This window comes from Tsukamurella paurometabola DSM 20162, from assembly GCF_000092225.1.
Classification (GTDB): Bacteria; Actinomycetota; Actinomycetes; order Mycobacteriales; family Mycobacteriaceae; genus Tsukamurella; species Tsukamurella paurometabola.
Genome location: NC_014158.1, coordinates 912,870 through 934,292, shown reverse-complemented (window position 1 = coordinate 934,292; position 21,423 = coordinate 912,870). Strand labels below are relative to the sequence as shown.

The window sequence follows — 21,423 nt, the reverse complement described above, 5'->3', positions numbered from 1 at the left end:
CCGCGCCGTCCGCGCCAGCAGTATCGATGACATGGACACAGCAACCCTCTCCAGCCAGGTCCGGCAGATGTGGGACACCCGGCCCCTGCGGGCCCGGCGCGCGCCCATCGCGGGCGTGTGCACCGGCTTCGCTCGCCGCTACCAGGTGGACGTCGCGCTGGTGCGCGCCGCGTTCCTCGGCGCGGCTCTGCTCGGCGGAGCCGGACTGATCGCGTACATCGTCGGCATCTTCGTGCTGCCGAAGGAGCCGTACCGCGAGTACGCGCCGGAGCAGAGCGGACCGCCGCCCTTCGTGCTGGTGATCGCGGCGGTGCTCGCCGTGTCCTTCGGCAGCGGACTCAGCTCGTCGTGGCCGGGCTCCGGCATGATCAGCGCGGCGTTGCTACTGGTGGTCTGGTACGCGCTGCACCAGCGCACCCCGCAGGCACCGCCCGGAACCGCGATCTCGTCGCGGTTCGTCGATGTCGGCCCGGCCCCGGTGGGCGCGTGGCAGCCACCCGCGGCGCCGTTCCGATGGCAACCGATGTGGCAGCCGCCGGCGGGGACCGACCCGGGCACCTTCGCCGCGCCGGCCGAGCAACCGGCACAGCAGGCCGGCGCGGCACATCCCGCGCAGGCCGACGACACCACCGAATCCGCCGCCGCCGCGGATACCGCGACGCCGGCGACCGACGCCGCTCCCCCGGTGGCGCCACCGCAGGCCACCCCGACGACCGCACCCCAGCAGCCGCGCCGCGACCAGGTGACCGAGGAGATCCACCCGCCCCGGTGGGATCCGCTGGGCGCCGCGCCCTTCGCCTGGGACCTTCCCGAACCCGCACAGCCCACGCCGCCCACCCCGCTCCCGCGTCCGCGGTCCCGGGCCACGCCGGTCACGCTCGGGCTCGCACTCCTCACCGCCGCCGGTATCGCCGCAGTGAACGTGACCGGGCTGGCGTCGGTCTCCCCCGTTCTCGCCGGTTCACTGGTGCTCGGCGTGATCGCCGCGGGACTGCTGTTCGGTGCCTTTCACAAGACCGGCTACGGGCTGCTGGTCGCCGCGATCCCGCTCGCCGGGTTCGTCGTGGTGGCCGCGACAGCGCAGAACGTGATGAGCGGTTACGTCGACGCGCCCCGCGGCGACCGGTCGTACGTGCTCACCGACGCGGCGACCATGCCCGAGGAGTTCAAGCTGCAGGCCGGCACCCTGACCCTCGACCTGCGCGGGATGACCCTGGACCAGGACCGCAAGCTCAAGACCCGGGTCGCCGCGGGCGAAACCCGCATCACCGTGCCGGATTCGATGAACGTCGAGGTCACCTGCTCGGTGAATGTCGGCGACACCCAGTGCCCCGAAGGACTGATCCTCGGCGCCGGTGCCAAGCCCGACGCACCGACGCTGAAGATCGACGCCAGCGGCAACGTCGGGAGCGTGGAGGTGAACCGTGTCCGCTGATGAGAACCCCGGCACCGCAACGGAGAAGGGCGCGCCGCGCCGCTTCTCCCCGGCACTGCTCGTCGCCGGCCTGATCGCCCTGACCATCGCCGTGTGGGGCGCGGCCGGCGGGCCCAGCCTGATCAGCGCCGGCACACTCCTCGCGGTGGTCGTGATCGGCGCCGTCGCCATCGCCGGTTTGATGTTGATCATCAAGCCCGGCAAGAACTCTCCCACCGACCAGCCGCCGAACACCCCCTAGCGGCGGCGCGAGACGCCCGGGGCGCACCCCTCACCCATGCGCCCCGGGCTCTCCCATGTCCGGAGAAGATCAGGCGGAGAACAACTCCCGGTTCGCGGCCGCCCATTGCGCCAACGACGTCGCCGGGCGGCCGGAGAGCCGCTCCACCAGATCGTTGGGCTCCTGCTTCCACTCGATCGAGGCCTGCTGCAGGTCGAGATACCAGGAAGCCATGTCACCCATGGACGGTCGCAGCAGCTCCTCCGCCTGCTCACGGGTGATCTGCTCGAAGCGCACCTCCCGGCCGATCCCGATACCGATCTGCCGCGCCGCCTCCGGGCGGGTGAGGAACTCGGGACCCGTGATGTCGTAGGTGCGCCCCAGGTGCGGCGTCCGGTCTTCGGCGGTGAGTAGCGCCGCGGCCACTGCCGCGATGTCGATCATCCCGATCGGGGCGTTGCCGGCATCCGGGTAGGGCTCGCGCACAGTGGAATCCGCGGCGATCCCGGGAGCCCAGCCCGCGAAGTTCTCCAAGAATTCGCCCGGGCCCAGCACGGTCACGTCGAGCCCGCTCCCGAGGATGATGTCGGTGAGCGCCTGCCAGTGCGCACTGCCCGAGGTCGCCACCACATACTGAACGCCCGCGTCCTTCGCCCGCCGCAGCACCTCCGCCGCGGTGGGCTCGTACGGCGCGAGGTACATCGCGGTCACGCCGTCGAACGCGCCATCGAGCGTCTCCGGCTTGCCGATGAAGCCCGCGAAGGCCTCCACTCCGCTCGGCAGATTCGCCTTCGCTGGGTTCGTGGTGAGCGCCCGGATGTCCGAGACACCCCTGAGCAGCAGCTCGTCCACGACCTTCCGTCCGATGTTTCCCGTTGCACCCGTCACCAGAATCGTCATGACATCGACGGTACCCACGGCAGCGGTCAGAACGTGACCGTTACTCCCACTCGATGGTCCCCGGCGGCTTGCTCGTCACGTCGAGCACCACGCGGTTGACCTCTTCCACCTCATTGGTGATCCGGGTGGAGATGATCTCCAGCGTCTCGTACGGCACACGCGTCCAGTCCGCGGTCATCGCGTCCTCGGAACTGACGGGACGCAGCACGATCGGGTGACCGTAGGTGCGGCCGTCGCCCTGCACGCCCACGCTGCGGACATCGGCGAGCAGCACCACCGGGCACTGCCAGATGGTGCCGTCGAGGCCCGCGGCGGTGAGCTCTTCACGGGCGATCGCATCGGCCTTACGGAGCAGGTCGAGGCGGTCCTTGGTGACCTCGCCGACGATGCGGATCGCCAGGCCCGGCCCGGGGAAGGGCTGGCGGCCGACGATCTCCTCCGGCAGGCCCAGCTCGCGGCCGACCGCGCGGACCTCGTCCTTGAACAGCAGCCGCAGCGGCTCGACCAGGGTGAACTCGAGGTCCTCGGGCAGGCCGCCCACGTTGTGGTGGCTCTTGATGTTCGCGGTGCCGGCGCCGCCCCCGGACTCCACCACGTCGGGGTACAGCGTCCCCTGGACCAGGAACTCCACCTTGGCGTCCGCCGTGCCGACGACCTCGGAGACCGCGCCCTCGAAGGAGCGGATGAACAGCTCACCGATGGTCTTGCGCTTCGTCTCCGGGTCGGAGACACCGGCCAGGCGGGACAGGAACGTCTCCTCGGCGTCCACCGTCACGAGGCGGGCGCCAGTCGCGGCGACGAAGTCCTTCTGCACTTGCTCGCGCTCGCCCTGGCGCAACAGCCCGTGATCGACGAAGACACAGGTGAGACGATCGCCGATGGCGCGCTGCACCAGCGCGGCCGCGACCGCCGAGTCGACGCCGCCCGACAGGCCGCAGATCGCGAGGCCGTCCGCACCGACCTGGACGCGAACGTCGTCGATGAGCTGCTCGGCGATGTTCGCCGCGGTCCAGGTGGGCTTCAGCCCGGCGATCTCGTACAGGAAGCGGGTCAGCACCTCCTGACCATGCGGGCTGTGCAGCACCTCAGGGTGGTACTGGACGCCGGCCATCCGCTTGTCGACATTCTCGAACGCCGCGACCGGGGCGCCCGGCGTCGAGCCGACGGTGGTGAAACCCTCGGGCGCCACCTGCACCGCGTCGTTGTGGCTCATCCACACCGGCTGCTCCGTCGGGAGGCCGGTGTGCAGCACGCCCTCGGCGGGCGTGAAGGTGGTGCGGCCGAATTCGCGACCCCCGGTGTTGGCGACCGTACCGCCCAGTGCTCTGGCCATCATCTGGAAGCCGTAGCAGATGCCGAACACCGGGACACCGAGATCGAAGACCGCGGGATCGAGATTGGGGGCGTCCTCCGCGTACACCGATGCGGGGCCGCCGGAGAGCACGATCGCGGCGGGGTTCTTGGCGCGCACCTCATCGGCGGTGATGGTGTGCGGCACCACTTCGGAGTAGATCCGCGCCTCGCGGACGCGGCGGGCGATGAGCTGCGCGTACTGCGCGCCGAAGTCGACGACAAGAACCGGGTTTGGGGAGTCCGTCACCCGGGACAGTCTAGTCGGCGCCGGTTAGCCCTCGCGACGGCGCACCATCTCTGCGATCCAGATCGGCGCGAAGGGCGATGTGCAGCCCTTCGAGACCGGGTAGTCGGCGAGCACCTGCAGGTCTTCGCCGATCTGCACCGCGCGAGCGCGACGGGCCTCGTCCTCGATGCCGATGGTTGCGAGGGTCTCGTTCATCGACCACTGCAGCTTGGGCTCCGCGTCCTTCATCTCGGACTCGATTCGGTCCAGGAGGTCGTCCCGGTCGAGGTCGGCCTTGGTCACCGCGTGGGTGGTCAGCGCCCAGCCCGCGGCACGAACTCGGGGATCGGCGTCGTCGAACCAGCGATTGCGCAACGCGGTTTCGTGCGGCGACTTCTTCACCACGTAGTTCAGCAGCCAATCGTGCGCCTTCTCGCTGCGGGTGGTGCGCAGCATGGTGTCGAGCTCGTCGGCGGTGTACTGCTTGGGCTTGCTGATCAACAGCGCGAGCAACTGCGCTGCAACATCACCGGAAGCCCATAGGTCGCGCGCGAGGTCCTGATCGGTGCCGATCGTCTTCGCGAGCGCTCGTAGCTTCGTCAAGTTCACGCCGTGGGGGTCGCCGTGCCGCTCATTGACCGTCCGCGCCTTCGGATCCTCCAGTGCGGCCAGCTCGGCCAACGCCTCGTCGACGGTCATGCCCCGAGGGTAGCTCTCACGAAGTCGGGTTCCGCGCGGACGGGCGAGGGGAATCTGCCGAACACCCCCGCAGCACCCGATAACGCAATGGCGTCAGGCCTGCGGCTGGGTCGGCCGCACCTTCGGCAGCGGCAGAAGCAACTGGCCGGGCGCCCCCTCGGGCACAGCGGGCGAGACCGGCGCCGTCGGCGCGATCCGCTGGTAACCGGTCCCCTGCGCGGGCCGGGGATCCTGCTCGCCCTTGTTCGGCCACAGCGAGGCGGCCCGCTCGGCCTGCGCCGCGATCGACAGCGACGGGTTCACACCGAGGTTCGCCGAGATGGCGGCGCCGTCCACCACGAAGAGCGACGGATAGTTGTGCACCCGGTGATAGGGATCGATGACACCCTGTTCCGGAGTCTCCGAAATCGCTGCGCCGCCGAGGAAGTGGGCCGTCATCGGGACGTTGAAGATATCGCCCCAGGTGCCACCGGCCACACCGTTGAGCTTCTCCGCGCCGATCCGCGCGGCCTCGTTCCCGGCCGGGATCCAGGTGGGGTTCGGCGCGCCGTGGCCCTGCTTGGAGACCATGCGCCGCTTCTTCGAACCGGGAATCTTCTTGGTGTACGTGGTGATCGAGTTGTCGAGGCTCTGCATCACCAGCAGGATCAGCACGCGCTGGCCCCAGTCCTTTTGGGTCAGCAGCAGTTTCAAGTCGCTGGGCTTACGCACCAGTCCCTTGAGGAAGCCCGCGAGGCGAGTACGCCCTTCGCCGCCGTCGACCAGGAGCGATTGCAGCATGCCCATCGCGTTGCGTCCCGGGCCGTACCGGACGGGCTCGATGTGCGTATCGGGCCGCGGGTAGAAGGAGCTGGTGATCGCGACGCCCTGGGACAGATCCTCGGTGGGGTCGACCGTGGTGCGCGCCGAACCGAGGATCGACTCCGAGTTGGTGCGGGTGAGCACCCCGAGCCGGTCGGACAGCTCGGGCAGTGCGCCGGTGTCCTTGAGGTGATGCAGCAGGGTCTGCGTACCCCAGGTGCCGGCGGCGAAGACCACGTTGTCGGCGGTGTAGACGGTGCGGTTCTTCCGGGCGACCGCACCGGTGCGCTCGGTGTCGATCTCCCACACGCCCTTACGACCCTCCCGCACGCCGGTCACGGTGGTCATCGGGATGAATCGGGCTCCACCCTTCTCGGCGAGGTGGATGTAGTTCTTCATCAGGGTGTTCTTGGCACCCACGCGGCAACCCGACATGCACTGCCCGCACTCGGTGCAGCCCGTACGGGCGGGACCGGCGCCGCCGAAGAAGGGGTCGGCGTCGGTGCGGCCGGGCTGATTGAAGTACACGCCGACCGGCGTGGCGACGTAGGTATCGCCCACGCCCATCTCGTCGGCGATCTGCTTGATCACCCGGTCCGACGGGGTCTCGTGCGGGTTCTTCACCACGCCGAGCATCCGCCGGGCCTGGTCGTAGAACGGGCTGAGCTCGTCGTCCCAGTCCGTGATGTCCTTCCACTGCGGGTCGTTGAAGAACGGGGCCGGCGGCTTGTACAGCGTGTTCGCGTAATTGAGCGAGCCGCCGCCCACACCGGCGCCGGCGAGCACCACCGCGTCGTTGAGCAGGTGGATGCGCTGGATCCCGAAGCAGCCGAGCTTGGGCGCCCAGAGGAACTTCTTGAGGTTCCAGGTGGTCTCGGCGAAGTCCTCGTCCTCGAATCGCTGCCCCGCTTCGAGCACGCCGACGCGGTACCCCTTCTCGGTCAGGCGCAGCGCCGTGACGCTGCCGCCGAATCCGGAACCGATCACGAGTACGTCGAAGTGGTCGCCCGTCTTCTGCTTGGCCATTGCAGTCCCCTTCACCCGTCCTGCGCGGACATGTGTCACAGGGCCGCGGCTGAAACGGCCCTACTGCCGGGTAACGGTACTACTAAACACCACTCAATAACAGCGAGTCGGCCGATTCCACGATGGACCCGGTGACCGTCGCGACGCTCAGTTCGCGACGTTCAGACCGACCTTCTGGAACTCCTTGAGCTCGCTGTAGCCGGACTTGGCCATCGACCGGCGCAGGCCGCCGACCAGGTTCAGCTGGCCGTTCGGCTCGCCCGACGGTCCGGTCAGGATGGCCTGCAAGGTCGGGGCCGCGCCGTCGCGGGCATCGAGCCCGCTCAGCTGTGCCGGAGCGACGGCGCCGCGCGGCATCGACGGGTGCGCCGCCACCGACGGCCAGTACCAGCCCTTGCCCGGCGCCTCGGCCGCCACCGCGAGCGGTGCACCGAGCATGGTGGCGTCCGCACCACAGGCGATGGCACGGGCGACATCACCCGAGCTGTAGATGTCGCCGTCCGCGATCACGTGCACGTACCGGCCGCCGGTCTCATCCAAGTAGTCCCGGCGCGCCGCCGCCGCATCGGCGATCGCGGTGGCCATCGGCACACCGATACCCAGCACCTCCCGGGTGGTGGTGGCGCCCTCGGCCGAGCCGTATCCCACGATGACGCCCGCGGCGCCGGTGCGCATCAGGTGCAGCGCGGTGCGGTGATCACTCACGCCGCCCGCGACCACGGGCACATCCAGATCGCCGATGAAGGTCTTGAGGTTCAGCGGCTCCCCCGCCGAATCCTCGGCCGAGACGTGCTCGGCGGAGATGATCGTGCCGTGGATCACGAGGAGGTCGATACCCGCCTGCAGCAACGTCGGCGTGAGCTCGCGGGCCCGCTGCGGCGAGACCCGGACCGCCACCGTCACCCCGGCGTCGCGGATCCGGCCCACGGCGGCGGCCAGCAGCTCGGTGTCCACCGGCGCCGCGTGCAGCTCCTGCAGTTTGCGGATCGCGGCGACGCCCGTGATGTCCGACGCCGCCAACGCGACGACCTCGTCGAGCTTGGCACCGGCATCACGGTGCCGCGAGTACAGACCCTCGGCGTTGAGCACGCCGAGACCGCCCAGCTTGCCCAGCTCGATCGCGAAATCCGGGGATCCGATCGCATCGGTGGGATGCGCAAGGATCGGAGTGTCGAAGCGGTACGCGTCGAGCTGCCAGGCGGTGGACACCTCCTTCGAGGAGCGCGTGCGCCGCGACGGGACGATATTGATGTCCTGCAGCTCGTAGGTGCGTCGGGCCGTGCGGCCCATGCCGATCTCAACCATGTCGCGCAACGCGCTCGGTCCTTCCGGGACGGGGTAGGGGCTCACCCTCGACGGGCGAGCCCCGCGGGAGCCCTAGCGGCTCGCGTAGTTCGGCGCCTCGACCGTCATCGTGATGTCGTGCGGATGCGATTCTTTCAGACCGGCCGCGGTGATCTGCACGAACTGCGCCTGCTGCAGGTCGGTGATGGTCTGGCTGCCGGTGTAGCCCATCGCCGCACGCAGGCCGCCGGTCAGCTGATGGATCACCGATCCGAGCGGGCCGCGGAAGGGCACCCGGCCCTCGATGCCCTCGGGAACCAGTTTGTCCTCGGAGAGCACATCGTCCTGGAAGTAGCGGTCCTTGGAGTACGACTTGCCCTGGCCGCGGCCCTGCATGGCGCCGAGACTTCCCATACCGCGGTAGCTCTTGAACTGCTTGCCGCCCACCAGGATCAATTCGCCCGGCGACTCCGCCGTGCCCGCCAGCAGCGAGCCCAGCATCGCCGTCGACGCACCGGCCGCGAGGGCCTTGGCCACATCGCCGGAGAATTGCAGGCCACCGTCCGCGATGACCGGCACACCGGCGGGCGCGCACGCGGCGTTCGCCTCGAGGATCGCGGTGATCTGCGGGGCGCCGACGCCGGCGACCACGCGGGTGGTGCAGATGGAGCCGGGCCCCACGCCCACCTTGACACCGTCGACACCGGCCGCGACCAGCGCGGCAGCGCCGCCGCGGGTGGCGACGTTGCCACCGATGATCTGCACGTCGTCGCCGATCTCGTGCTTGAGCTTCTCGATCATGTTGAGCACGCCGCTCGAGTGCCCGTGCGCCGAATCGACCACCAGGACGTCGACGCCGGCATCACGCAGCGCCATCGCGCGCTCCCATGCCTCATCGCCTGCGCCGACCGCGGCGCCCACCAGCAGCCGACCGTCGGAGTCCTTGGTGGCGTTCGGGTGCTTCTCGGTCTTGACGAAGTCCTTGACCGTGATCAGGCCGGTCAGCTTGCCACTGCCGTCGACGATGGGCAGCTTCTCGATCTTGTGCCGACGCAGCAGGCCCAGGGCGGCCTCGGCCGTCACCCCTTCCTGCGCGGTGATCAACGGCGCCTTCGTCATCACCTCGGCGACCGGGCGCTCGAAGTCGACCTCGAAGCGCATATCGCGATTGGTGATGATGCCGACCAGCGTGCCCTTGTCGTCCGTGACGGGCAGACCGGAGATACGGAACCGGGCGCACATCTCGTCGACCTCGCGGAGCGTGTTCGACGGGCTGCACGTCACGGGATCGGTGACCATGCCGGCCTCGGAGCGCTTGACCGTCTCGACCTGCTGCGCCTGCGACTCGATCGACAGATTGCGATGCAGCACGCCCATGCCGCCGTTGCGAGCCATGGCGATCGCCATCCGGGCCTCGGTCACGGTGTCCATCGCGGAACTGATCAGCGGCACCTTCAGCGAGATCTCGCGGGTGAGCTTGGTGGAGATGTCGACGCCGGACGGGATCACGTCGGAGGCGGCGGGGACGAGCAGGACGTCGTCGAAGGTCAAGCCGAGCATGGCGACCTTGAACGGATCGTCACCCCCGATGCGGACTGGGCCAGTGGAATCGGGCGCGGAAGTGCCGGTACGCGTCATGTATCCATGGTACGCGGGGAAAGGTTTGCGCTCGCGCCGGGCGTGTGGCTGGCCGAACGGCGGGCCGCTGCGTACCGTGGGGGTGTGCGCAACAATCTTCCCCCCGGGCTACCCCCGGACCCGTTCGCCGACGATCCGAGTGACCCCACGGCCGCTCTCGACTCCCTCGATCCCGGCCAGCCGCTGGATCCCGCGGAGCGGCTCGCGGTCGAGGAAGACCTCGCCGACCTGTCCGTCTACGAGGCGCTGCTCGGCCATCGCGGCATCCGCGGCCTGGTGATCTGCTGCGATGACTGCCAGGAGGATCACTACCACGACTGGGACATGTTGCGCGCGAACCTGCTGCAGTTGCTGGTCGACGGCACAGTGCGCCCCCACGAGCCGGCCTATGATCCGGCGCCCGACTCCTACGTCACCTGGGACTACTGCCGCGGCTACGCCGATGCCGCCATGAACCTCGCCGGCGAGGAGTAGCGCCCGCACCACGAGGAAAGCCCCCACCGACGGTGGGGGCTTTCTCGTCGGCGCGGCCGGTCAGCCGGGAAGGGTTCCGGGCCGTTCCACCGTGAAGGTGGGGTGCGCCGCCGCGGTCGTCGTGGTGGTCACCGGCGGGCGCGGCGTCGTGGTGGTCGACGGCGCCGAGGTGGCGCTCGACGGCTCGGTCGTGCTCGGTTCCGTCGACGAGGTCGACGGTGACGTCGACGGCGATGTGGTGCTCGTCGGTGGGCGCGGCGTCGTCGTAATCGGCGTCGTCGTCGGAGCCGTGGTCATCATGATCACCGGCGGGATCGACGTGACCGACGTCGGATCAGGGGGGCGCGGCGTGACCGGCGTGGTGGACGTCGACGACGGCACCGTGGTGCGCAGGTCGGTGGACCCGACGGGCAGCCCGGCGCGGGCCTCGGCCTGCCGGATCTGCTCTTCGAGCGCAGCGCGTTGCTTGTCGTTCTTGACCTTCGCGGCCTGCTCCCGGGCGCTGGCCAGCGCCGTCTGTGCGGCCGCCTGGTTGCCGGAGGAGGCGTCACGATCGGCGCTCTCGATCTGCGCCTTCGCTTCCGAGGTCGCCAGGGTCTGCGAGGCGGCGTCCGCGAAGACGACCTCCTTGACGCTCCACAGCGCACCGTCGCCCGGGCTGGCGGCGTTCACCAGCACGCCGCCACCACCGAGGATCGCGACCGCAGCGGCGGCCGACCCCATCGCGAGGCCCAGCTTGCGGCTGCGCCGCGCGGCACGGGCATCGGCGAGCGAGGTCACTCCATCGTCCGAACCACCGGCCTTGCGGCGCTCGGCCTCGGCCATCAGCTCGTCGACCGACGGCCCCGCGGCGACGGGGGTGGTGACGATCTCGTCGCGCCAGTCCGCCAGCAGCGAGGCAAGCGCGAACTCGCTGTGATCGGACGTGCTCACGGCACCGCCCGAGGCGAGCGCCTCGATCAGTTCGTCGTCGCGCCGGACCGCGGCCACGTCGACGGGCGCACCGTCATCGGTGACCCGGTCGATGAAACCGGTATCGGCGTTCCGGCTGTCGGGAACGGCACCGGGGCGCATGGGACGGATCGGCGGCCCCAAACGGTGAGCGGCCGTGCGTTCGGAATCACGGGGGTCACCCTGCTCGCGGGGATTCCGCGGATCGTTGCCGGCCATTACATCTCACCTTCTTTCGCGATCTGGTTCTTCAGCTTTGCCAACGCTCGATGCTGGGCTACACGGACGGCACCGGCGGTACCGCCCACTGCCTCCGCGGTCTCCTCGGCCGAGAGGCCGACGACCACGCGGAGGATCAGGATCTCGCGTTGTTTCTCCGGGAGCGTGCCCAGCAGTCGGTTCATCCGGCGGTTCGCCTCGGATTCGAGGGCGGTGACCTCCGGGCCGCTGTCGAGCGACGCTCTCTCTGGCATCTCGCTCACGGGGTCGGATTTGTTACGCGTTGCGGCACGGAAGCCGTCCGCGACCTTGTGCGCGGCGATGCCGTAGACGAACGCCATGAACGGGCGGCCCTGGTCTTCGTACCGGGGCAGTGCCATCATGACCGCCATACACACCTCCTGCGCGATGTCCTCCGCTGACAGCGAGTGACGTTCGCCACCACCGACCCGCGCACGGCAGTACCGCACGACCAGAGGCCGGATGGAGTCGAGGACGTCCGCGAGCGCCGACCGGTCCCCTCGCGCGGCTTCGCGCACGGCCCGGTCGAGCTCCTCACCTGTCAGAATCATCGCCAGCCTGCATCCTGCCGTTACAGCCTTCCCATTTCCGCACCATCGCGAATCCACCTCGCTTCAACGGCGGCGGCCTCCTGCGCGAAACGCTGCCCCGGACCCTCCCCTGACAACACGGACATCAGTTTCGCACCGGCCCACTGTAGAGGATCGAACCCGCCCTCGGTCGCGATCGCGTGGCCGTGACGGGCGAGGTCGAAGGCGCGTTCCGGGTCCCCCGTCGCGGCCGCTGCAGATGCCGCGATGAGGCGGGTCTTCGCATGGTGACGAGGCCGTGCGGCCCCGGGGTCGGCGGCGAGCAGAGCCGGCAGGGCGCGGGCCGACCCGTCGGCGTCTCCGGAGTACACGGCGAGCTCCGCCGCGACCCAATCCCGGCGCAACGAGGCCCGCGGCACGGTCCACCACGGATACGCGACTGCGGGCGCACCCGCGGACAACTCCGCGTCGGCCCGGTGCAACACGGTGGCGGCGAGCCGGAATCGTCCGACGCCCAGGGCATCCGCCGCCAATCCCACCAATGCATCGACGCGGAACGCGATCGCCGCACCTTCGTCGCGGGCCAGCGGCGCGGCGAGCGCGTACGCGGCACCGTCGCTCACCGAGGCGTGACGGTGCCCGCCGGACTGCCGCAACATCGAGGCCTCGAGACATCGGGCGGCGGAGGCGAACGGGCCGGTCACCACGGCTGCGCACCGCGAGCGGGCCGCGGCGAAGCGGCCGCGACCGGCGAGGTCGACCGCACGCAGCCAGGCCAGGGCAGCAGGCGAGTCGACGGTGCCGGGATCACCGGCATCGGCGCCGAAGGCGGCTTGTAGCGCATCGGCGGGCGTACGCGCCAGTCGCCGGCTCGGGTACCCCGTTTCCAAAGATTTAACCTCTCCATTTTTGCGCACCCACTCCGGAGGCGAGGTCGCCGAATCTCACGCGAATGTTACCTGACTGTAAAGTCAGACACGGCGACATTGTCGCGAATTCGGGCTCAATTCTTACACATAAGGCGAATTACATTACACCGTTGACCAGTGAGTACAACGAATTGCCCGGATCGTCGTGCTGTCGCAAAAGTTGCGGTTGAGACCCTCGTTGAATGAACGCAATGTTAAATCTCGGCGTGATTCGAGGTCGGGCGAAAATGCACCGACGAGGTTGACCTTCCTCTCGCTAACTGCATACGGTGAGCGGGCGGAACAACGACGTTTCCATGCCAGCGAAGACGACGCCGAGCGTTTGGAGAATGCGATGCCTCAGCCTAATGAGCTACCGGGGCCCAATGCCGACTTCTGGGATTGGCAGATGCGGGGCGTGTGTCGGGGCGTGGACAGTTCGGTGTTCTTCCATCCCGACGGTGAGCGCGGCCGCGCCCGCGCGCAGCGGGAGCGGCGTGCCAAGGAACTGTGCCACTCCTGCCCCGTTCTGGTGCAGTGCCGCAGCCACGCGCTCGCGGTCGCCGAGCCCTACGGCATCTGGGGCGGGCTCTCGGAGTCCGAGCGGGCCACCCTGATGAAGCGCGATGCCCGGCGTCCGATCGCCGGCTGAGCGCGACCACTACCCGACTGGCGGGCCTTGCGCGATGCGCGCACGGGCCCGCTTCGTCTCCCCCGGGCCACCGAGATCCTCCCAGTAGGAGTCGATGAACCAGGTATAACCGACGGCCTCGAGCGCCGCAGCGCGCTCGGCGGCGCGATCCCACTGCTCGAGTGGATACCCCGCTTCGCCCACGAGGTCGTAGGGACCGGTGCGCCCGGCCTCGGCCCGTAGCCCCAACACCTCCCGTGCGATCGCCGCATAATCGCCGACGGTGCCCTCGTAAGCCTCGGCGGCCACCCCGGGCGGCGGCCGAAAGTTCGGCAGCAATCCGTCGCAGCGGGCGGCCCGCGCCATCGATGCGCGCGCTCCGGCAAGGCCGACGCACCAGACCGGGATGCGGGGACGCTGCACGGTGGCGGGCGCGGCGAACGGACCGGGGTCGAGGGCGGTCACCGTGTGGTGCTCACCGGTGTACGAGAAGCGCTCACCCGACCACAGACCGAACAGCACATCGAGGTTCTCGTCCATCAGTTCGGCCCGCATGCGACGCCCCTGGTCGGCCTCGAAGGCCGTCCACTGCTCGATCACGGCGCCGAGCCCCACCGGCAGGATCACCCGGCCGCCGGAAAGCAGATCGAGGCTCGTGGTGACCCGCGCGAGGTCCCAGGGCCGCCACCGCGGAAGCGGAGTCAACATGGTGCCCAAGCGGATCCGCTCGGTAGCGGTAGCCGCTGCGGTCAACGCGATCCACGCGTCGAGGCCCGAGACGGACTCCCACGAGAAGATCGCGTCCCACCCCGCATCTTCCGCGGCGCGGGCCGACTCCGCGAACCGGCGCGGGTCCCGGTCGGTCACCACGATTCCGTAGCGCATGTCCCGACCGTAGCCCCGCGCTCCGACATCCGCAGGGCGCTCAGCGAACGACGACGCCCCCGGCCGCTACGGCCGGGGGCGTCGTTCGGGTGCGCGGTAGGACTAGTGCGCGTGGCCGTGACCGGCGTGCGCGTCGTCGTCCTCCTCGACCGGCTTGTCCACCACGGTGGCCTCGGTCGTAAGGATCATCCGCGCCACCGACGCGGCGTTCACCACAGCGCTACGGGTCACCTTGACGGGATCGATGACACCGTCGGCGATCAGGTCGCCGAAGGCCAGCGTGGCGGCATTGAAGCCCTTACCGGTCTCGGTCACCTGGTTGACGATGACGGCGCCGTCCTCGCCGGCGTTGCTGGCGATCCAGAACAGCGGAGCGGTGAGCGCCCGGCGGAAGGCCCGCACGCCCAGCTTGAAATCGCCCTCGGACGTGTCCTCCAGATCCGCCAGCTGCGCGCTGACCTTGACCAACGCGGTACCGCCGCCGGAGACGATGCCCTCCTCGACCGCGGCCCGCGCAGCGGACACCGCGTCCTCGACGCGGTACTTGCGCTCCTTGAGCTCGGTCTCGGTGTTGGCGCCCACGCGGATCACGGCCACGCCGCCGGCCAGCTTCGCGAGCCGCTCGGAGAGCTTCTCGCGGTCCCAGTCGGAGTCGCTGTTCTCGATCTCGGCCTTGATCTGTGCGGACCGCTGCTGCACGGCCTCCTTGGAGCCGCCACCATCGACGATGGTGGTGGCGTCCTTGGTCACCTCGACCCGGCGGGCGGTGCCCAGCAGGTCGATGCCGGCCGTGGCCAGACTCAGGCCCAGGTCGGTGTTGATGACGGTGCCGCCGGTAACGATGGCGAGGTCCTCCAGGAAGGCCTTGCGGCGATCACCGAAGAACGGCGCCTTCACGGCGACGGCCTTGATCGTCTTGCGCAGAGTGTTGAGGACCAGCGTCGACAGCGGCTCGCCCTCGACGTCCTCGGCGACGATGAGCACCGGCTTACCGGTCTCCAGGATCTTCTCCAGCAGCGGGAGGAAGTCCGGGAGCGAGCTGATCTTGTCGCGGTAGAGCAGCACCAGTGCGTCGTCGAAGACGACCTTGCGGGATTCGAGGTCGGTGACGAAGTTCGGCGAAATGTAGCCCTTGTCGAACTGCACGCCTTCGGTGACTACGACGTCGGTCTCGACGCCGGAGCTCTCCTCGATGGTGACGACGCCGTCGGCGCCCACCTTGGTCATCGCGGAGCCGATCATCTCGCCGAGCTCGGCGTCACGCGAGCTGACGGTCGCGACCTGCGCGATCGCCTTCTCGCCGTCCACTTCAGTGGCCTGCGAGATGAGGATCTCGGACGCGGCGTCGGCGGCCGCGGCGATGCCCTTGCCGAACTCGATCGGGTTGGCGCCGGCCGCGACGTTGCGCAGGCCCTCCTTGACGAGGGCCTGGGCGAGCACGGTCGCGGTGGTGGTGCCGTCACCCGCGATGTCGTTGGTCTTGGTAGCGACGGACTTCACCAGCTGGGCACCGAGGTTCTCGACCGGATCGTCGAGCTCGATCTCCTTGGCGATGGTGACGCCGTCGTTGGTGACGGTGGGGCCACCGAACGCCTTGGCCAGCACCACGTGCCGGCCGCGAGGTCCGAGGGTCACCTTCACCGCGTCGGCGAGAGCGTCGACGCCGGCCTCCAGGCTGCGGCGTGCGTTCTCGTCGAATGCGATCTGCTTAGCCATATTCGAAAGCTCCTAGGCTTCTAGAAACGGCCGGACCGCCCCGCCGGGGCGGGGCGGTCCGGATGTCGCACGGCTTGGGACTTACTTGCCGATGACGGCGAGCACGTCGCGCGAGCTGAGCACCAGGTACTCCTCGCCGTTGTAGTTGAACTCGGTGCCGCCGTACTTGCTGAACAGCACGGTGTCGCCCTCGTTGATGCCGGTCGGGACGCGGTTGCCCGCCTCCGTCACACGGCCCTCGCCCACAGCGACGACGGTGCCGGTCTGCGGCTTCTCCTTGGCGGTGTCCGGAATAACCAGGCCCGAAGCAGTGGTGGTCTCGGCCTCGGTCGCCTTGACCAGGATCTTGTCGTCAAGCGGCTTGATGTTCACGCTTGCCACAGTTCGCCTCCATGTGTGGATATCGGTGTCATGTTGTCTGGCCCGAAAGTCACAGCCGTCGTCGCGGGTGCCGGCGTCACCTTGTGTACCGAGTCACCCCGGCACACGAACCACTTAGCACTCTACCCATGGGAGTGCTAGCGCTTCAAGGGCTGGGCTGCGAGAGGTCAGTGCGTGAGGTTCTCCACCATCAATACCTGGAGCTCGCCGACGAGGAATCCGAGGATCGCACCCACCATGATCAGGGTCTTCTCGTCGGCCTGGAACGCCGGGCGTAGAACGCCCTCGAACTCCTCCGGTGTCATCGCCGCCATCTTCTCGATCATCGTGGCGCGAATATCGAGCCTCGCGTCGAGGTAATCGGTGGCTTCGCCCAGGATATCGGGCAGAGCCGCCACGAAGTCGTCGGCTCCTGCCCGCGACATGGGACCGATCTGTGTCATGTCGAGTCCACCCGCCACCTTGCCGACCGGGCCACCGACCACCCCGCCCACCGCACCGACAGCGTCGGCGACCACGCCGACCAGGGCGCCGACCGCGACCGGGCCGACACCCACTCCGTCGAGGCCGGTACTGCGCCGCAGTGCCTTCTCGATACTCGGCAACTCGTCCTCGATCGCTTCCCGGAGTACCTCGGAGACCACGGTGACCAGCTGGTCGCGATGCGGACCGGTGAACAACGACCGGACCAGGCGATCGGAGGTGAGCACGCGGGCCGCGATCAGGCTGCCGTACTCCTCGGAGACGGAGACCCGATGCTTGAGGAAGAGCCCCTGCCACCGAATGAACCCGAGGTAGCGCTTGGGCTCCTTCGGGTTGAAGATCAGGCGCAGCGCGGCCCAATCGGTGAACCAGCCGGTGAACAGGCCGAACAGCGGCATCACCCAGGGATTGCGGAAGACCGCCCAGGCCGCGGCCTGCAGGATGCCGATGGCGAAGCCGAAGACCAGGCCGCTGCGCCGGATGAAGGCGAACTCCCGGCGCCCCACGTCGAGGAACATCCGCTCCAGCAGATCGGGATCGGCGAGCACCTCGCGGGTGACCATCTCCTTGAGATCGAAGACCTCGTCGAGATTGTCCCGGATCGCGGCCACCAGCTGGGGCACCAGCGACCGGGCGATCACCTGGGCGCGCTGCACCACGAGGTCACGGCCGGTGCCGGGCAGCAGGTTCCACAGCGCGGGCTGGTACTCGGCGGCCACCACGGGCACGATCCGGGCCACCTCGCGGCGCAGCGCGCGCTCCATCCGGTCGCCCAGCTCGTCGGGCTCGACCTTGTCCAGGATCTCGGAGGCGGAGACGAGCCGGTCGGTGAGGGTGTCGCACAGCACCTCGACCATCTGCGGCGCGCGCTTGGGGATGATGCCCTGCCAGCCGAACCGGCCGATGCCCTTGAACTGTTGCGGGCGGAACATCATCCGAATGGCGACGATCTTGGTTCCCCAACCGATGAGCGCGGCGATGATCGGCATCGACGCGTAGATCGGCCAGTTCCGTTGCAGGTCGGCGGTGATCGCTGCCCAGGACTGCATGGCGACACAGTACGCAGGGTGTCCTTAAGTTCATAGGTGCAGGCGAGCGCGATGGATTACGTTCGGCTGCAAGCCCGGGCAGATCGGGCGAGGCTAGTTAGGGTGTTGCCGGCCTTACGGTGCGGCTGGGCCGGATTGGCTACCCGATCTGTCTGGGTGTCCTCGGGCCGCTGATTGAGATCTGCGAAATCGATCGCTTGTTTAAGGACCTGCTGGCGAGGATGCCCATCGGGTCCACCTCACAGGGCTAACAAGCGAACAGGAGCGCAGATGGTGAAGAGCGAAAGTCGTTGGTGGGTAGGGGTAGATGTTGGCAAGGAGTTCCACTGGATGGCTGTCTGCGACGACGCCGGAAAGGTGATCTCCTCTCGTAAGGTTGCCAACGATGAGGTCTCGATCGCTGCGGCGATCACCGAAGTTGAATCTCGCGATGGCACCGTGTCGTGGACGGTGGACCTGACCACCACTTACGCGACCCTCCTGCTGACGATGCTCGCCGCAGCCGGGCATTCCGTGCGGTATCTGACTGGTCGCGCCGTCTGGCAGGCCTCGGCGATCTACCGAGGCGGCGAGGCAAAGAGCGACGCCAAAGATGCGAGGGTTATCGCAGACCAGGGGCGCATGCGGGGCGATGATCTTCCGCTGCTGCGCCCCAACGATGACCTGGTCACCGAGCTATCGATGCTCACCGCTCACCGTGAGGATCTGGTGGCCGACCGCACCCGCACGATCAATCGGCTGCGGCAGCAGCTGGTCGCCATCAGTCCTGCGCTGGAGCGGGCTGCACAGCCTTCCACCGATCGCGGGTGGATCGCGCTTTTGGCCCGCTACCAGCGGCCCCAGGCAATCCGCCGATCGGGGATCACACGGATCACCCGAGTCCTAGCCGATGCAGGGGTGCGGAACGCAGGTCCAATCGCCGAAGCCGCCGTCACCGCGGCTAAGGCGCAGTCGATTACCCTGCCCGGCGAGGCCATCGCCGCAGATCTGGTAGCCGAGCTTGCACAGGGGGTGATCGACCTCGATAAGCGGATCAAGGCGGCCGACGCCGCCATCGAGGAACGGTTTCGCCGCCATCCGCTCGCCGAAGCGATTGTGAGCCTGCCCGGCATGGGATTTCGCCTCGGCGCCGAATTTCTAGCCGCCGTCGGCGATACCTCACGGATTCTCTCCGCAGATCATCTCGCGTCGTGGGCCGGCCTCGCACCCGTCACGAAAGACTCTGGCAAACGGACCGGACGCTTATGCACGCCCCAGCGCTACCACCGCGGACTGCGCAGAGTGATGTATCTGTCAGCGGTGAGCGCTGCTCGCTGGGATCCCGCCGCCAAAGACTACTACCAGCGAAAACGCGCTCAGGGAAAGAAGCACGTCCCCGCGACTATTTGCCTGGCACGCCGCCGCGTCAACGTGCTCTACGCCCTCATCCGCGACAACCGAACCTGGCAGCCAGCCGCCCCGCAAATCACCGCGGCCGCCGCTTGACAGGATCATTGAGAATCCGGCCCGCGGGGCCGGTTAGGAGGACTCGGATACCGGGTCCGGTGTCGCGATCAGCCCACGGCGTAGGTGGCCAGCACTGCCTTGTGATCGGTGGGCCACGGGGTGGGGTTGGCGGTGAACTCCCCGGCCTCCGGCTCGTCCACCCGCTTGCTTCGCACGATCGACGCGCGCGGGCCGACGATGCCTGCGCCGGTGACCCGCAGGCCGGACCCCGGCGAGCTGAACAGGTAGTCGATGCGGTCGCGCTCATCGGCATCGGGCGCCCAGGTCAGGGAACTGACCGGCGCGTCGGCATTGCTCGCCGGCCACGTGAATCCGGGGTGGGTGGCGGGGTCCGGGAAGGTGCTGCGGTAGGCATCGACATAGCCGGCGGCGGCCAGCTTCGCGGTGGACCCCCACGGTACGACGGTCCCGTTGTGGTCGTAGAGGTCCTTCGTTCCTGTGGTCCAGTCGAGGGCCGAGGGTTCGTTGAAGTCTCCGCCCAACAGCACCATACGGCCGCGGGCGCGTTCGGCTTCCGCATCGGCGAGGAAGCGGTCGATCACGCCCGGCCGTCCCGAGGCGTCGTTGCACCGCTGCACGGCGGCGACATCGGTCACCGGACCGCCGGGAATCTTGTTCCAGCCGAACTCGGAGAACTCTCCGGAGGGCACGCCGGCACCGTATCCGCGCGGCAGATATGTTGCGTACCAGCGGTATTCGAGATGCGCCGCGTAGGCGACCAGGGTCTTGTCCCCCAGCGGAATCACCGCCTTCGCCATCCCCGGCAGGGTGCCGGCGGAAGCGATCGGGAACTTGGACAGGACGCCGGGATCGCTCGACGTGGCGCGATGATAGGTAGCGCCGGCCGCGGCGAGCAGCGGCACCAGATCGGCGGTCGCCGTCTTGGCCTCGGACAGCAGCACGATATCGGCGTCGACCTGACGGATCACCGCTGCGACCCGGTTCAGCCCGTCCGGCACCTTGGTGCCGTTCATCCAGGTGTTGATCGTGAGCACCCGCAGCCCGGTGGGCGCCGCCGCGGCCGTGCCGGCGAATCCGGCCATACCGACCGCAGCGGTCGTTCCGGCGGCGAAGCGGAGGAGGGAACGCCGACTCAGCTCGTGGTTCATACCTGCAAAAGGTAGTCACGGTAACTGAAATCCCCGTGAACGGCGGGCCGCGTGTCTGCCAACTCGCTCAGGTCAGATACCGCGCGAGGTGCGGCAGCCTGCGCACCAGCCGGACGGCCCGGTCGGCGGAATCCTCAGCCGCCGCGGCCAGAGCGGTACGCGTCGCCTCATCTCCCGGATAGAAGGCCTCGAGGACGAGACTCTCCAGAACGGCGTCGCGCGGACTGCCGAAGGTGGTGAGGGTGGAGACAAGGCGAACCTGTCCGCCACCGCGCAACGTGAGCCGGAATGGCACGAAGATCTCCGGGGCGGAGCCGGATTCGGCGTCCGGCTGTTCCGGTGCGTACTCCCGCAATTCGTCGTACAGCGCGCCGAGCCGCGGGTCGGCGGTGCGGTCGTATGAGCGCCGCACCCGGGCCAGGATCGATTCGGCCACCTCGACGCGGTTGATCAGACGCGGCGCGAGGCCGCCGGGATGCAGGCACAGTCGCATCACGTTGATCGGTGGCGTCAGCAGCGCGTCGTCAACCCCGTCGACCAGGACGGCTGCGCCGGCATTGGCGGCGACCAGGTCGAATCCGTCGCCGAGCACCAGCGCGGGATTAGGATCGTGTGCGGCTAGCACTGTATCGAGAGCGGCGCGGACGGGCCGCATCGGCTCATCATCGAGCCGGTGCGCGGTGAACCGGGGAGCGAAGCCCGCGGCGAGCAGCAGTTCGTTGCGCGCGACGAGCGGAATATCCAGACCCTCACCGATTTCCAGGATCAACCGCCGACTGGGGCGCGATCGTCCGGTCTCGACGAAACTGAGGTGCCGGGTCGAGACACCCACCGCCACGGCGAGATCGAGCTGCGTCATCCGGCGTCGTTGCCGCCATTGCCGGATCTCGTCGCCACAGTTCATGTCCCGACGATAGGCCGCGAAGGTAGTCAGGCGCATTACCTTACGGGTAATCGACAGGCGCCCGTTCGCGCGGC

20 protein-coding genes are annotated in these 21,423 nt (G+C 68.8%); 5 read left to right on the top strand and 15 right to left on the bottom strand.

Annotated elements, in window-relative coordinates:
* Positions 1–31 precede the first annotated feature (31 nt).
* Complete coding sequence (locus TPAU_RS21745; RefSeq protein WP_013125587.1) at positions 32–1,435, top strand: PspC domain-containing protein; 1,404 nt, start codon at positions 32–34, stop codon at positions 1,433–1,435.
* Positions 1,425–1,676: a hypothetical protein gene (locus TPAU_RS04530; RefSeq protein ID WP_013125586.1), complete on the top strand. Its 252-nt coding sequence runs from the start codon at positions 1,425–1,427 to the stop codon at positions 1,674–1,676. The genes TPAU_RS21745 and TPAU_RS04530 overlap by 11 nt, the downstream gene beginning before the upstream one ends.
* Before the next feature lie 69 nt (positions 1,677–1,745).
* Here the strand turns inward: TPAU_RS04530 and TPAU_RS04525 are convergent, their stop codons facing one another.
* The 6 genes from TPAU_RS04525 to guaB form a co-directional block, all read right to left on the bottom strand.
* Positions 1,746–2,555, bottom strand: coding sequence for an SDR family oxidoreductase (locus TPAU_RS04525; protein WP_013125585.1), 810 nt, complete (start codon positions 2,553–2,555; stop codon positions 1,746–1,748).
* Between the two features lie 40 nt (positions 2,556–2,595).
* Positions 2,596–4,155, bottom strand: coding sequence for a glutamine-hydrolyzing GMP synthase (guaA, locus tag TPAU_RS04520; RefSeq protein ID WP_013125584.1), 1,560 nt, complete (start codon positions 4,153–4,155; stop codon positions 2,596–2,598).
* A 24-nt stretch (positions 4,156–4,179) separates the two neighbouring features.
* Positions 4,180–4,833 (bottom strand): DNA alkylation repair protein, encoded by a 654-nt coding sequence (locus TPAU_RS04515; protein WP_013125583.1) that lies wholly within the window; start codon positions 4,831–4,833, stop codon positions 4,180–4,182.
* Positions 4,834–4,926: 93 nt separating this feature from the next.
* Positions 4,927–6,660, bottom strand: a complete 1,734-nt coding sequence (locus TPAU_RS04510; RefSeq protein WP_013125582.1) for a GMC family oxidoreductase N-terminal domain-containing protein — start codon at positions 6,658–6,660, stop codon at positions 4,927–4,929.
* A 147-nt stretch (positions 6,661–6,807) separates the two neighbouring features.
* On the bottom strand, positions 6,808–7,974 hold the full coding sequence (locus TPAU_RS04505) for a GuaB3 family IMP dehydrogenase-related protein (protein ID WP_013125581.1): 1,167 nt from the start codon (positions 7,972–7,974) through the stop codon (positions 6,808–6,810).
* Positions 7,975–8,037: 63 nt separating this feature from the next.
* A complete protein-coding gene (gene guaB / locus TPAU_RS04500) occupies positions 8,038–9,582 on the bottom strand; it encodes an IMP dehydrogenase (RefSeq protein ID WP_013125580.1) in 1,545 nt (514 codons plus the stop codon).
* 84 nt (positions 9,583–9,666) lie between these two features.
* Between guaB and TPAU_RS04495 the strand changes: the two genes are divergently transcribed.
* A complete protein-coding gene (locus TPAU_RS04495) occupies positions 9,667–10,056 on the top strand; it encodes a DUF5319 domain-containing protein (RefSeq protein ID WP_013125579.1) in 390 nt (129 codons plus the stop codon).
* 60 nt (positions 10,057–10,116) lie between these two features.
* Here TPAU_RS04495 and TPAU_RS04490 read toward each other — a convergent pair whose 3' ends face one another.
* The 3 genes from TPAU_RS04490 to TPAU_RS04480 are packed head-to-tail and all read right to left on the bottom strand — an operon-like array spanning position 10,117 to position 12,667.
* Positions 10,117–11,226 (bottom strand): anti-sigma-D factor RsdA, encoded by a 1,110-nt coding sequence (locus TPAU_RS04490; RefSeq protein WP_013125578.1) that lies wholly within the window; start codon positions 11,224–11,226, stop codon positions 10,117–10,119.
* Entirely contained in the window at positions 11,226–11,798 is a 573-nt protein-coding gene (locus TPAU_RS04485) for a sigma-70 family RNA polymerase sigma factor (RefSeq protein WP_013125577.1), read from the bottom strand. The genes TPAU_RS04490 and TPAU_RS04485 overlap by 1 nt, the downstream gene beginning before the upstream one ends.
* Before the next feature lie 20 nt (positions 11,799–11,818).
* A complete protein-coding gene (locus TPAU_RS04480; RefSeq protein WP_049825768.1) occupies positions 11,819–12,667 on the bottom strand; it encodes a hypothetical protein in 849 nt (282 codons plus the stop codon).
* Positions 12,668–13,040: 373 nt separating this feature from the next.
* Here TPAU_RS04480 and TPAU_RS04475 point away from each other — a divergent pair, with 373 nt between their 5' ends.
* Positions 13,041–13,337 carry a WhiB family transcriptional regulator gene (locus TPAU_RS04475; RefSeq protein ID WP_013125575.1) on the top strand — a complete coding sequence of 99 codons (297 nt, stop codon included), beginning with the start codon at positions 13,041–13,043 and terminating at the stop codon, positions 13,335–13,337.
* A 9-nt stretch (positions 13,338–13,346) separates the two neighbouring features.
* On the opposite strand, the gene TPAU_RS04470 is transcribed toward TPAU_RS04475, so the two are convergent.
* From TPAU_RS04470 to TPAU_RS04455, 4 genes are all read right to left on the bottom strand, one after another.
* The gene (locus tag TPAU_RS04470; protein ID WP_013125574.1) at positions 13,347–14,201 is read right to left on the bottom strand and encodes an LLM class flavin-dependent oxidoreductase; all 855 of its coding nucleotides are present in this window, start codon (positions 14,199–14,201) and stop codon (positions 13,347–13,349) included.
* 102 nt (positions 14,202–14,303) lie between these two features.
* The gene (gene groL, locus TPAU_RS04465) at positions 14,304–15,917 is read right to left on the bottom strand and encodes a chaperonin GroEL (RefSeq protein WP_013125573.1); all 1,614 of its coding nucleotides are present in this window, start codon (positions 15,915–15,917) and stop codon (positions 14,304–14,306) included.
* A gap of 81 nt (positions 15,918–15,998) precedes the next feature.
* On the bottom strand, positions 15,999–16,298 hold the full coding sequence (groES, locus tag TPAU_RS04460) for a co-chaperone GroES (protein WP_013125572.1): 300 nt from the start codon (positions 16,296–16,298) through the stop codon (positions 15,999–16,001).
* Positions 16,299–16,465: 167 nt separating this feature from the next.
* Complete coding sequence (locus TPAU_RS04455; RefSeq protein WP_013125571.1) at positions 16,466–17,830, bottom strand: DUF445 domain-containing protein; 1,365 nt, start codon at positions 17,828–17,830, stop codon at positions 16,466–16,468.
* A 270-nt stretch (positions 17,831–18,100) separates the two neighbouring features.
* Between TPAU_RS04455 and TPAU_RS04450 the strand changes: the two genes are divergently transcribed.
* A complete protein-coding gene (locus TPAU_RS04450) occupies positions 18,101–19,315 on the top strand; it encodes an IS110 family RNA-guided transposase (RefSeq protein WP_013125570.1) in 1,215 nt (404 codons plus the stop codon).
* 68 nt (positions 19,316–19,383) lie between these two features.
* On the opposite strand, the gene TPAU_RS04445 is transcribed toward TPAU_RS04450, so the two are convergent.
* Both TPAU_RS04445 and TPAU_RS04440 read right to left on the bottom strand, forming a co-directional pair.
* Positions 19,384–20,445, bottom strand: a complete 1,062-nt coding sequence (locus tag TPAU_RS04445) for an endonuclease/exonuclease/phosphatase family protein (protein WP_013125569.1) — start codon at positions 20,443–20,445, stop codon at positions 19,384–19,386.
* A gap of 67 nt (positions 20,446–20,512) precedes the next feature.
* The gene (locus TPAU_RS04440) at positions 20,513–21,349 is read right to left on the bottom strand and encodes a helix-turn-helix transcriptional regulator (protein WP_013125568.1); all 837 of its coding nucleotides are present in this window, start codon (positions 21,347–21,349) and stop codon (positions 20,513–20,515) included.
* Positions 21,350–21,423 lie beyond the last annotated feature (74 nt).

Excerpts from the sequence above, each read along its gene's own strand:
- TPAU_RS21745 (WP_013125587.1), top strand. The coding sequence starts at position 32 with ATGGACACAGCAACCCTCTCCAGCCAGGTCCGGCAGATGTGGGACACC.
- TPAU_RS04525 (WP_013125585.1), bottom strand. The coding sequence starts at position 2,555 with ATGACGATTCTGGTGACGGGTGCAACGGGAAACATCGGACGGAAGGTC.
- TPAU_RS04515 (WP_013125583.1), bottom strand. The coding sequence starts at position 4,833 with ATGACCGTCGACGAGGCGTTGGCCGAGCTGGCCGCACTGGAGGATCCG.
- TPAU_RS04510 (WP_013125582.1), bottom strand. The coding sequence starts at position 6,660 with ATGGCCAAGCAGAAGACGGGCGACCACTTCGACGTACTCGTGATCGGT.
- guaB (WP_013125580.1), bottom strand. The coding sequence starts at position 9,582 with ATGACGCGTACCGGCACTTCCGCGCCCGATTCCACTGGCCCAGTCCGC.
- TPAU_RS04490 (WP_013125578.1), bottom strand. The coding sequence starts at position 11,226 with ATGGCCGGCAACGATCCGCGGAATCCCCGCGAGCAGGGTGACCCCCGT.
- TPAU_RS04485 (WP_013125577.1), bottom strand. The coding sequence starts at position 11,798 with ATGATTCTGACAGGTGAGGAGCTCGACCGGGCCGTGCGCGAAGCCGCG.
- TPAU_RS04475 (WP_013125575.1), top strand. The coding sequence starts at position 13,041 with ATGCCTCAGCCTAATGAGCTACCGGGGCCCAATGCCGACTTCTGGGAT.
- TPAU_RS04470 (WP_013125574.1), bottom strand. The coding sequence starts at position 14,201 with ATGCGCTACGGAATCGTGGTGACCGACCGGGACCCGCGCCGGTTCGCG.
- groL (WP_013125573.1), bottom strand. The coding sequence starts at position 15,917 with ATGGCTAAGCAGATCGCATTCGACGAGAACGCACGCCGCAGCCTGGAG.
- TPAU_RS04455 (WP_013125571.1), bottom strand. The coding sequence starts at position 17,830 with ATGCAGTCCTGGGCAGCGATCACCGCCGACCTGCAACGGAACTGGCCG.
- TPAU_RS04450 (WP_013125570.1), top strand. The coding sequence starts at position 18,101 with ATGGTGAAGAGCGAAAGTCGTTGGTGGGTAGGGGTAGATGTTGGCAAG.
- TPAU_RS04445 (WP_013125569.1), bottom strand. The coding sequence starts at position 20,445 with ATGAACCACGAGCTGAGTCGGCGTTCCCTCCTCCGCTTCGCCGCCGGA.
- TPAU_RS04440 (WP_013125568.1), bottom strand. The coding sequence starts at position 21,349 with ATGAACTGTGGCGACGAGATCCGGCAATGGCGGCAACGACGCCGGATG.